The organism is Prosthecobacter sp. SYSU 5D2, assembly GCF_039655865.1.
GTDB lineage: Bacteria > Verrucomicrobiota > Verrucomicrobiia > Verrucomicrobiales > Verrucomicrobiaceae > Prosthecobacter.
Genome location: NZ_JBBYXL010000021.1, coordinates 1 through 5,586, shown reverse-complemented (window position 1 = coordinate 5,586; position 5,586 = coordinate 1). Strand labels below are relative to the sequence as shown.

The following is a 5,586-nucleotide window of genomic DNA, read 5'->3' as shown; positions in this document are numbered from 1 at the left end:
GTCTGGGACTGGCCATACTGCCAATCCGCCACCGAAACAGGAGCGGCTGACAAAAACGAAGCGAGCAACGAAGTTGTTCACTAAGTTGGAAATCAGAAAGTGATCTTTCAGAAAACAACATCTTCAGATTGGCGAGAATGAGCGAGGCGAAAGCTGAGTGAGTTTGAGCGGTTTGGAGAGACAAAAACGAAAGCTAAATTGTGCGCTGCGCGTTATGGAATGCGCAGCTTGATTGAAAGAATATCAAGGTCAATTTAGCTGACTTAAGGAAACTAAAGTCAGCACCAATTTTTGGAGAGTTTGATTCTGGCTCAGAACGAACGCTGGCGGCGTGGATAAGACATGCAAGTCGAACGGGGCATTGAGAGTAGCAATATGATCAATGTTCAGTGGCGAACGGGTGCGTAACACGTGGATACATTCCGGGAAGCGGGGGATAGCCCAGGGAAACTTGGATTAATACCGCATGTGGTCGAAAGACTAAAGACGGGGACCGCAAGGCCTGTCACTTCCCGATTGGTCCGCGGCCTATCAGCTAGTTGGCGGGGTAAAGGCCCACCAAGGCTACGACGGGTAGCTGGTCTTAGAGGACGACCAGCCACACTGGAACTGAGACACGGTCCAGACACCTACGGGTGGCAGCAGTCGAGAATCTTTCACAATGGGGGCAACCCTGATGGAGCGACGCCGCGTGGAGGATAAGGTCTTCGGATTGTAAACTCCTGTCATGCGTGAACAAGGCTGCGAGGTTAATAACTTTGCAGATTGATGGTAGCGCAAGAGGAAGAGACGGCTAACTCTGTGCCAGCAGCCGCGGTAATACAGAGGTCTCAAGCGTTGTTCGGAATCACTGGGCGTAAAGGGTGCGTAGGTGGCGTGGTAAGTCAGATGTGAAAGCCTGGGGCTCAACCTCAGAATTGCATCCGATACTGCTGTGCTAGAGTACTGGAGGGGTGACTAGAATTCTCGGTGTAGCAGTGAAATGCGTAGATATCGAGAGGAATACCAAAGGCGTAGGCAGGTCACTGGACAGTTACTGACACTGAGGCACGAAGGCCAGGGGAGCGAACGGGATTAGATACCCCGGTAGTCCTGGCAGTAAACGGTGCATACTTGGTGTGGGAAGATTCGACCCTTCCTGTGCCGGAGCTAACGCGTTAAGTATGCCGCCTGGGAAGTACGGTCGCAAGATTAAAACTCAAAGAAATTGACGGGGACCCGCACAAGCGGTGGAGTATGTGGCTTAATTCGATGCAACGCGAAGAACCTTACCTGGTCTTGACATGCACTGTGTCTCCGATGAAAGTCGGATAGGATAGCAATATCCGCTTTGCACAGGTGCTGCATGGCTGTCGTCAGCTCGTGTCGTGAGATGTTGGGTTAAGTCCCGCAACGAGCGCAACCCCTGTGATTTGTTGCCACCCGGTTTACCGGAGCACTCGAATCAGACTGCCTCGATCAACGAGGAGGAAGGTGGGGATGACGTCAAGTCCGTATGGCCCTTACGACCAGGGCTGCACACGTACTACAATGCCCAGCACAATGTGAACCGAAACCGCGAGGTGGAGGAAATCAGTAAAACTGGGCTCAGTTCAGATTGTAGTCTGCAACTCGACTACATGAAGTTGGAATCGCTAGTAATGGTACATCAGCTACGGTACCGTGAATACGTTCCCGGGTCTTGTACACACCGCCCGTCACATCATGGAAGCTGGTTTCGCCCGAAGTGCGTGAGTCAACCGCAAGGAGACAGCGCCCTAAGGCAAGACTGGTAACTGGGATGAAGTCGTAACAAGGTAGCCGTAGGGGAACCTGCGGCTGGATCACCTCCTTTCTATGGAGTATGTTCATGAGTGTCTCACACTCGCTATATGAACAAGGTCGACACTTCCGATGAGCAGCAATGCGAATCAAAGTGTGTGAACCGCGAAAGCGCTCACAAATGTTATCTGTGCAGGAAATGACTGCAGCGCACAATTTAGTTTTCGTTTTTGAGATCAGAGCATCTTGAGCAGGGGGTTTAGCTCAGTTGGTAGAGCGCTAGCTTTGCAAGCTTGATGTCAGGAGTTCGAGTCTCCTAACCTCCACCACAAGCTGGAAGAGGTTAGGCAATTGAACTTGTGACGCAAGCACAACTCCAAAAGGGCATGTAGCTCAGTTGGTTAGAGCACCGCCTTGATAAGGCGGGGGTCACTGGTTCGAGTCCAGTCCTGCCCACCATTATTGTCAGAGATGCGAAGAGACTGTTTTTTGTGGAACTTGATGTTCCTTGACAACTGCATACAGGGTAAAGAAACAATTTTATTAGAGCCAGACGTTGGGACCTGAAAAGGTTTCAAGTAATGAATGAAAGTAAGTGTGTTCTAAACCCAATTTCGGTCATGTCCGCAAGGGCAAGGCCAATGAAATGGTTTAGGGCAATGCAAGATTTAAAGGGTATGTAGTGGATGCCTTGGCACCAGCAGGCGATGAAGGACGTGGTAAGCTGCGATAAGCCTCGGAGAGCCGCAAACAGGCATTGATCCGGGGATTTCCGAATGGGATAACCTGATACGGTTCATACCGTATCGTTCTGCTCTGAATACATAGGAGCAGAGACGCTAAACCGCCTGAAGTGAAACATCTCAGTAGGGCGAGGAAAAGAAAGCGAAAGCGATTCCGTCAGTAGTGGCGAACGAAAGCGGAACAGCCCAAACCAGGAGGTTTCCTCCTGGGGTTGTAGGGCCTCGACGTGGCAGTTGAAGAGTTAGGTGAAGCGGATGGAAAGTCGCTCCACAGAGGGTGAAAGGCCCGTAACCGAAAACTTGACAGCGCCTAGAGGTACCCTGAGTAATGCGATACACGTGAAACTTCGCATGAATCTGTGCCGACCACGGCATAAGGCTAAATACTCGCTGGTGACCGACAGTGAACAAGTACCGCGAGGGAAAGGTGAAAAGATCCGCCGTGAGCGAAGTGAAATAGTACCTGAAACCACATACCTACAAGGTGTCAGAGCCGGCTTGTCCGGTGATGGCGTGCCTTTTGCAAAATGAGTCTGCGAGTCAGTCTGTGTGGCAAGCCTAAGTCCTTATGGGATGGAGGCGGAGCGAAAGCAAGTCCGAACAGGGCGACAAGTTGCACGGGCTGAACCCGAAGCGGTGGTGATCTACCTATGGCCAGGTTGAAGCGTCTTTAATCGGACGTGGAGGACCGAACAGGTGAACCTTGAGACGTTCTCTGATGAGCTGTGGGTAGGGGTGAAAGGCTAATCAAACCCCGTAATAGCTGGTTCTCCCCGAAATGTATTTAGGTGCAGCGTCATGCGCTGATCGAGGGGGGTAGAGCACTGAATGAGCTAGGGGGCATACCCGCCTACCAAACTCAATCAAACTCCGAATACCCTCGAGTGAAGCATGGCAGTAAGACAGTGGGGGATAAGCTTCATTGTCGAAAGGGAAACAGCCCAGCTCAGCAGCTAAGGTGCCTAAATAACGCTCAGTGGAAAGGAAGTGAGATCTCATTGACAGTGAGGATGTTGGCTTAGAAGCAGCCACCATTTAAACAGTGCGTAATAGCTGACTCATCGAGAGGTCTCGCGCCGAAAATGATTGGCGATAAGCGTTATACCGAAGCTCTGGACTACATTGTCCAAGGGCAATGTTTTGGTAGGGGAGCGTTCTGTAAGCCTTGAAGCGTGAAGGTGACTGACCGTGGAGTTTACAGAAGTGAGGATGCAGACATAAGTAACGATAAGACGGGTGAAATCCCCGTCCGCCGTAAACCCAAGGTTTCCTGGGCAATGATTTTCATCCCAGGGTTAGTCGGGAGCTAAGTCCAGGCCGTTTGGCGTAGGCGATGCACAGCAGGTCAATATTCCTGCACCGGTGATGGTTAAAGCACAGGTTCGCGTCAAGGGAGAGAGCATGCCGATTGAAAGTGGCAGAAGGGTGCGGAGCGATCCAATCCCGGTCTTTTGAACTGAGCGCCTAGAAAAGCCTGTGCCCCTTTCCATGGCCGCCCGTACCGCAAACCGACACAGGTGGGTGGGTAGAGTATACCAAGGCGTAAGAGTGAAACCTCGTTAAGGAACTCTGCAATCTAGTCCCGTAACTTCGGAAGAAGGGATGCCCAAGCTTGCTTGGGTCGCAGTGAAAGGGGACAACCGACTGTTTATCAAAAACACAGCATTGTGCCAAGACGAAAGTCCAAGTATACGATGTGACACGTGACCAATGCGGAAAGATTAAGGCAAGGGGTTAGCAGCAATGCGAAGCTCTGAACCCAAGTCCCCGTGAATGTCGGCCGTAACTATAACGGTCCTAAGGTAGCGAAATTCCTTGTCGGGTAAGTTCCGACCTGCACGAATCGTGTAACGAGTTGTCCGCTGTCTCAACGAGGGGCTCAGTGAAATTGTAATAGCAGTGAAGATGCTGCTTACCCGCAGAAGGACGGAAAGACCCTATGCACCTTAACTGTAAGCTGTCACTGGTCGTTTGGTTTTCATGCTTAGCGTAAGTGGGAGGCTTTGAAGTGTTACTTTCGGGTAACATGGAGCCATCAATGAAACACCACCCTTGGGTATTGAACGATCTAACCGCGGCCCGTCATCCGGGCGTGGGACCATGTCAGCCGGTCAGTTTTACTGGGGCGGTATCCTCCCAAAGAGTAACGGAGGAGCGCGAAGGTTGGCTCAGCGTGGTTGGCAATCACGTGTTGAGTGCATTGGCATAAGCCAGCCTAACTGTGAGACTTACAGGTCGAACAGACACGAAAGTGGGCCAAAGTGATCCGGCGGTTTAATGTGGAATTGCCGTCGCTTAACGGACAAAAGGTACGCTAGGGATAACAGGCTGATCTTGCCCAAGAGTTCATATCGACGGCAAGGTTTGGCACCTCGATGTCGGCTCATCGCATCCTGGGGCTGGAGAAGGTCCCAAGGGTCCGGCTGTTCGCCGGTTAAAGCGGTACGCGAGCTGGGTTCAGAACGTCGCGAGACAGTTCGGTCCTCTATCCTCTGTGGGCGCAGGAAAATTGAAGGGTTTAATTCCTAGTACGAGAGGACCGGAATTAACGCACCTCTGGTGTTCCAGTTGTTCTGTCAAGAGCATCGCTGGGCAGCTATGTGCGGAAGGGATAAGCGCTGAAAGCATCTAAGCGCCAAGCCCATCCTAAGATTAATTTTCCCTGAAGGATCGTGGAAGACTACCACGTTGATAGGTCTTGGGTGCAAGCGCAGTAATGCGTTCAGCTTAAAGATACTAATCATCCGTTTGTCTTACATTGCTTCCATTTCAACTCAGACACACCGTCTGCCTTGACCGAAATTGTTTTTACCCCTGTATGCAGCTGTCAGGGAACTTCCAAAGTTCCTTGTCTGCCCTCAGACACACTGACCAGTTCAGTGAAGTTAAGCCAAAAGCTTGTCTTCATGACCTCTGATCAGAAGTCTGGTGGTCATGGCACAGTGGCACCACCCGTTCCCATTCCGAACACGGAAGTGAAACGCTGTTGCGCCGATGATAGTTGGGCGATAGGCCCTGCGAAAGTAGGTCGCTGCCAGTTTATACCCCCTCCTTCAGCAATGAAGCGAGGGGGTTTTTTATG

At 51.4% G+C, this 5,586-nt stretch carries 2 tRNA genes and 3 rRNA genes; all 5 read left to right on the top strand.

Annotated elements, in window-relative coordinates:
* Positions 1-288: 288 nt before the first annotated feature.
* The 5 genes from WJU23_RS23515 to rrf all read left to right on the top strand — a co-directional run bounded on the left by WJU23_RS23515 (position 289) and on the right by rrf (position 5,544).
* Positions 289-1,834: ribosomal RNA gene (locus WJU23_RS23515) — 16S ribosomal RNA — on the top strand.
* A gap of 180 nt (positions 1,835-2,014) precedes the next feature.
* Positions 2,015-2,090, top strand: a tRNA-Ala gene (locus WJU23_RS23510).
* A gap of 53 nt (positions 2,091-2,143) precedes the next feature.
* A tRNA-Ile gene (locus WJU23_RS23505) sits at positions 2,144-2,220 on the top strand.
* 200 nt (positions 2,221-2,420) lie between these two features.
* Positions 2,421-5,265, top strand: a 23S ribosomal RNA gene (locus WJU23_RS23500).
* Positions 5,266-5,428: 163 nt separating this feature from the next.
* A 5S ribosomal RNA gene (gene rrf / locus WJU23_RS23495) occupies positions 5,429-5,544 on the top strand.
* Together the 16S, 23S and 5S rRNA genes with 2 tRNA genes alongside form the textbook arrangement of a ribosomal RNA operon.
* Positions 5,545-5,586: the final 42 nt, after the last annotated feature.